This window comes from Geothrix rubra, from assembly GCF_030268065.1.
GTDB lineage: Bacteria > Acidobacteriota > Holophagae > Holophagales > Holophagaceae > Geothrix > Geothrix rubra.
Window position 1 is genome coordinate 1 of the sequence record NZ_BSDD01000008.1, and the last position, 5646, is coordinate 5646.

Below are 5646 nucleotides of genomic sequence, written 5' to 3' on the forward strand. Positions count from 1 at the left end.
GTCCTGCGCAGTTGAGGCTGCGGGGAGCCAGGGAGACCTGGGGGCGTCTTTGAAAACCGGATAGGGAGATAGGAAGCCTTTGAGGATTTTCCGTATTGTCTTAGGACGGTGCGGGGGATCGAGATAAACGACCAGAACATTGGCCCGAGGGGCGAGAGTCCCGAGGGTGAAGAGTTCAGGAATGAAACTTGAGAGTTTGATCCTGGCTCAGAATGAACGCTGGCGGCGTGCCTAACACATGCAAGTCGGATGTGCCGCAAGGTGCATGGCAGACGGGTGAGTAACGCGTGGGGAATCTACCTTTTTGTGGGGAATAACGCTCCGAAAGGAGTGGTAATACCGCATGAGACCGTGAGCTGGGATGCTGGCGGTGAAACCTGGGGACCGCAAGGCCTGGGGCAAAAAGAGGATCCTGCGTCTGATTAGCTAGTTGGCGGGGTAATGGCCCACCAAGGCGACGATCAGTAGCCGGCCTGAGAGGGTGATCGGCCACACTGGAACTGAGACACGGTCCAGACTCCTACGGGAGGCAGCAGTGGGGAATTTTGCGCAATGGACGAGAGTCTGACGCAGCAACGCCGCGTGGGTGATGAAGGTCTTCGGACTGTAAAACCCTGTCGTCAGGGACGAAGGTGGCAGCGTTAATAGCGTTGTTACTTGACGGTACCTGGAGAGGAAGCCCCGGCTAACTCTGTGCCAGCAGCCGCGGTAATACAGAGGGGGCAAGCGTTATTCGGAATTATTGGGCGTAAAGGGCGCGTAGGCGGTTTTTTAAGTCAGATGTGTAATCCCCGGGCTCAACCTGGGAACTGCATCTGAGACTGGAAGGCTAGAGTACTGGAGAGGGTGGTGGAATTCCTCGTGTAGCGGTGAAATGCGTAGAGATGAGGAGGAACACCAGTGGCGAAGGCGGCCACCTGGACAGTAACTGACGCTGAGGCGCGAAAGTGTGGGTAGCAAACAGGATTAGATACCCTGGTAGTCCACGCTGTAAACGATGAACACTTGGTGTGGTGGGAGTTGACCCCTGCCGTGCCGGAGCTAACGCGTTAAGTGTTCCGCCTGGGGAGTACGGTCGCAAGGCTGAAACTCAAAGGAATTGACGGGGGCCCGCACAAGCGGTGGAGCATGTGGTTTAATTCGACGCAACGCGAAGAACCTTACCTGGGCTTGAACTGCAGTGGACCGGTGCAGAGATGTGCCTTTTCGCAAGAACTGCTGCAGAGGTGCTGCATGGCTGTCGTCAGCTCGTGTCGTGAGATGTTGGGTTAAGTCCCGCAACGAGCGCAACCCTTACCCGTAGTTGCCAGCGCGTCAAGGCGGGAACTCTACGGGGACTGCCCGGGTTAACCGGGAGGAAGGTGGGGATGATGTCAAGTCCTCATGGCCCTTATGTCCAGGGCTACACACGTGCTACAATGGGCGATACAAACCGTTGCAAAGTCGCGAGATGGAGCTAATCGGAGAAAGTCGTCCTCAGTTCGGATTGCAGTCTGCAACTCGACTGCATGAAGGTGGAATCGCTAGTAATCGTGTATCAGAATGATACGGTGAATACGTTCCCGGGCCTTGTACACACCGCCCGTCACATCACGAAAGCCGGGAGCACTTGAAGAGGCTGTGGTAACCGAAAGGGGCTAGGTCTCAATGGTGAACTTGGTGATTGGGGTGAAGTCGTAACAAGGTAGCTGTAGGAGAACCTGTGGCTGGATCACCTCCTTTCTAAGGAGCGCCGTCTTTAGGGATGGCACAAAGGTCAACGCTTCCTATTGGTAGTACCTATCCGGTTTTTAAAGGCGCCCGAGGCGTCTTTGACGAGCGTGCCTGGGCACAGAGGGATCTGGGGCCCGTAGCTCAGCTGGGAGAGCGCCTGGTTTGCATCCAGGAGGTCCAGTCTCCGCAAGCGAAAGCGAGCGGGAGCGATGCGAGAGCATCGCGATAGACTGGAATCGACCGACCGGCGGAGTGAGGAGCCTGAGACGATTGGGCCCGTAGCTCAGCTGGGAGAGCGCCTGGTTTGCATCCAGGAGGTCGTCGGTTCGATCCCGGTCGGGTCCACCATCGCCTGCTGGGAGCACGAACTTGGGGCCTATAGCTCAGTCTGGTTAGAGCGCACGCCTGATAAGCGTGAGGTCGGTGGTTCGAATCCACCTAGGCCCACCAGACTTGAAGTGCTGCGAGGCTAGCGTTTTCGGAGAAAACGCGTAGAGCGCAGCGGGCCAGGCCGGGCAGAGCCCGAGACTGGAACGCGGAGCGAGCCGAGCAGCCGGACAACTGGGCACGCGATTGAGTTGAGTTGAGACCTTTCGAGGTTTGAATCCAGCTCAAGGGTTGGAAGAAGAAGCATCTTTGACAGCGGAATAAGGAAATAGAGAAGGGTGATCCATCGCGTTCAAGGGACGCGGTGGGCTTAAGGCGAGGCAAGTTTAGCGAAATGAATACTCTCGTGGGTCTGAAGTCAGTGTAATTCATTGATGGAAGGCCAAGTTACGAAGGGTTGACGGTGGATGCCTTGGCTGATGGCTGCGATGAAGGACGTGGTAAGCTGCGAAAAGGCTCGGGGAGTTGCACGCGAACGGTGATCCGGGCATGTCCGAATGGGGAAACCCGGCTGGGTGAAAGCTCAGTCATGGTGCTGCTGAATTCATAGGCGGGACCAAGCGAACCTGGGGAAGTGAACCATCTCAGTACCCAGAGGAAGAGAAAACAACAGTGATTCCGGGAGTAGCGGCGAGCGAAACCGGAAGAGCCCAAACCTCCTACGTGTAAGCGGCAGGCGTTGCGTAGGGGGGGTCGTGGGACCTACAGGCTGGAGCTGCCCTCCAGCACAGAGTTACAAAACCGACGGTTAGCGGAACGGCATGGAAAGGCCGGCGATACAGGGTGATAGCCCCTTATGCGAAAGCCGATCGGACTCTGAGTGGTGTTCCCAAGTATGTCGGGGCACGAGAAACCTTGACAGAATTTGCCGCGACCATGCGGTAAGGCTAAATAAGTCCATCAGACCGATAGTGAACCAGTACCGTGAGGGAAAGGCGAAAAGAACCCCGATGAGGGGAGTGAAATAGAACCTGAAACCGTCAATCTACAAGCAGTGGAACCCCTATGGTTTACCAGGGGAACCGCGTGCCTTTTGCATAATGAGCCGGCTAGTTATTCTCAGTGGCGAGGCGAAGCCGAAGAGGCGAAGCCGAAGGGAAACCGAGTCTGAACAGGGCGACAGTCGCTGGGAATAGACGCGAAACGGGATGATCTATCCTTGACCAGGATGAAGTCCGGGTGACACCGGATGGAGGTCCGAACCAGTGTGGGTTGAAAACCGCTTGGATGAGTTGAGGATAGGGGTGAAAGGCCAATCAAATTCCGTGATAGCTCGTTCTCCCCGAAATAGCTTTAGGGCTAGCGTCGGATGTTTCGTCGTGCAGGTAGAGACCTGAATGGACTAGGGGGCTTACCAGCTTACTGAATCCAACCAATCTTCGAATGGCACGCCGTGAAGTCCGGCAGTCAGACTGCGGGTGATAAGATCCGTAGTCGAGAGGGAAAGAACCCAGATCGCCAGCTAAGGTCCCAAAATACATGCTAAGTGGAAAAGGATGTGGATGTGCTTAGACAGCCAGGAGGTTAGCTTAGAAGCAGCTATCCTTTAAAGAAAGCGTAATAGCTCACTGGTCAAGCGGGTCTGTGCCGACAATTCAACGGGGCTAAAGCATGTTACCGAAGCTGCGAACGTAAGTGGTAGGGGAGCATTCCCTAGGTCTGTGAAGGTTGACCGTAAGGACAGCTGGAGACATGGGAAGAGACTCTGTCGGCATAAGTAGCGTAAAGACGGGCGAGAACCCCGTCCGCCGTAAGACTAAGGTTTCCAACGCAAGGTCAATCCGCGTTGGGTTAGTCGGACCCTAAGCTGAGGCCGAAAGGCGTAGGCGATGGAAAGCTGGTCAATATTCCAGCACCATGAGCATCTCGTTCGTACGATGCAGGGACGCAGGAAGGTAGGGACGCAGGGCTATGGAATGTCCTGCGAAAGGATCCAAGGGTGGTGCTTAGGGAAGTCCGGGCGCCACGAGCCCAAGGTTTCTGACGAAAAGTCCTGATCCTACACTGCCGAGAAAAGCTGCTAAGGAGAGGTGCTTGTGTCCGTACCGCAAACCGACACAGGTAGTCGAGGAGAGAATCCTCAGGCGTTTGAGAGAACTCTGCTGAAGGAACTCGGCAAATTAACCCCGTAACTTCGGGAGAAGGGGTACCCCGGTAGGGTTCATAGCCCGAGGGGGTGGCACATAAATGTCCCAGGCGACTGTTTAACAAAAACACAGGTCTCTGCAAACTCCAAAGAGGAGGTATAGGGGCTGACGCCTGCCCGGTGCCGGAAGGTCAAGAGGAGCGGTCAGCGCAAGCGAAGCTGCGAATTTAAGCCCCGGTGAACGGCGGCCGTAACTATAACGGTCCTAAGGTAGCGAAATTCCTTGTCGGGTAAGTTCCGACCTGCACGAATGGCGTAACGATCTGGGAACTGTCTCCAGCAGAGACTCAGCGAACTTGTAGCACCGGTGAAGATGCCGGTTACCCGCACTTAGACGGAAAGACCCCGTGCACCTTTACTACACCTTGACATTGAGGTTGGCGTTGGACTGTGCAGGATAGGTGGGAGGCTATGAAACTGGCTCGTTAGGGTCGGTGGAGCCGACGTTGAGATACCACCCTGTTTAACGCTGATCTCTAACTCGCACCCGTGATCCGGGTGGAAGACAATGTCAGGCGGGTAGTTTGACTGGGGCGGTCGCCTCCTAAAGCGTAACGGAGGCGTGCGAAGGTTCCCTCAGGCTGTTTGGAAATCAGCCGAAGAGCGCAATAGTATAAGGGAGCTTGACTGCGAGTCAGACACGACGAGCAGGTGCGAAAGCAGGCTATAGTGATCCGGTGGTCCCGAATGGAAGGGCCATCGCTCAACGGATAAAAGGTACGCCGGGGATAACAGGCTGATCTTGCCCAAGAGTTCATATCGACGGCAAGGTTTGGCACCTCGATGTCGACTCATCGCATCCTGGGGCTGAAGCAGGTCCCAAGGGTTCGGCTGTTCGCCGATCAATAGCGGTACGTGAGTTGGGTTCAGAACGTCGCGAGACAGTTCGGTCCCTATCTAGTGTGGGCGCAGGAGATTTGAGAGGACCTGTCCTTAGTACGAGAGGACCGGGATGGACTGACCTCTGGTGTTCCAGTTGTGCCTCCAGGTGCAATGCTGGGTAGCTATGTCGGGAAGTGAGAAGCGCTGAAAGCATCTAAGCGCGAAACACCCCTCAAGATGAGATCTCCCTATGAGACCCGTGGTAGACCACCACGTTGATAGGCCGCATGTGCAAGGCTCGTAAGGGCTTCAGCTGAGCGGTACTAATCGGTCCATCGACTTGACCTTTCATCAATCAATTACATGAATACCCACGACGCGCCAAAGGCGCCTCGCCCAATCCCTTCTCAATCCTTCTCCCCTTCGTCGCGGCTTTACCCCGGGGGTCACACCCGTTCCCATCCCGAACACGGCAGTTAAGACCCGGAGGGCCGATGATACTGCTCCCCACAGGAGTGGAAAAGTAGGTCGCTGCGACGTTAATTCACAATCGGGCCATCCCTCATGGATGGCCCGAT

The 5646-nt window shown here is 55.8% G+C and carries 2 tRNA genes and 3 rRNA genes; all 5 read left to right on the forward strand.

From position 1 onward, the window contains the following. Positions 1-184 precede the first annotated feature (184 nt). The 5 genes from QSJ33_RS15460 (at position 185) to rrf (ending at position 5608) form a co-directional block, all read left to right on the forward strand. Positions 185-1722: ribosomal RNA gene (locus QSJ33_RS15460) — 16S ribosomal RNA — on the forward strand. A gap of 263 nt (positions 1723-1985) precedes the next feature. Further along, positions 1986-2061 (forward strand) — tRNA-Ala (locus QSJ33_RS15465). Between the two features lie 24 nt (positions 2062-2085). Continuing rightward, positions 2086-2163 (forward strand) — tRNA-Ile (locus QSJ33_RS15470). A gap of 317 nt (positions 2164-2480) precedes the next feature. Continuing rightward, positions 2481-5416, forward strand: a 23S ribosomal RNA gene (locus tag QSJ33_RS15475). A gap of 76 nt (positions 5417-5492) precedes the next feature. Then, positions 5493-5608: ribosomal RNA gene (gene rrf / locus QSJ33_RS15480) — 5S ribosomal RNA — on the forward strand. Together the 16S, 23S and 5S rRNA genes with 2 tRNA genes alongside form the textbook arrangement of a ribosomal RNA operon. Positions 5609-5646 lie beyond the last annotated feature (38 nt).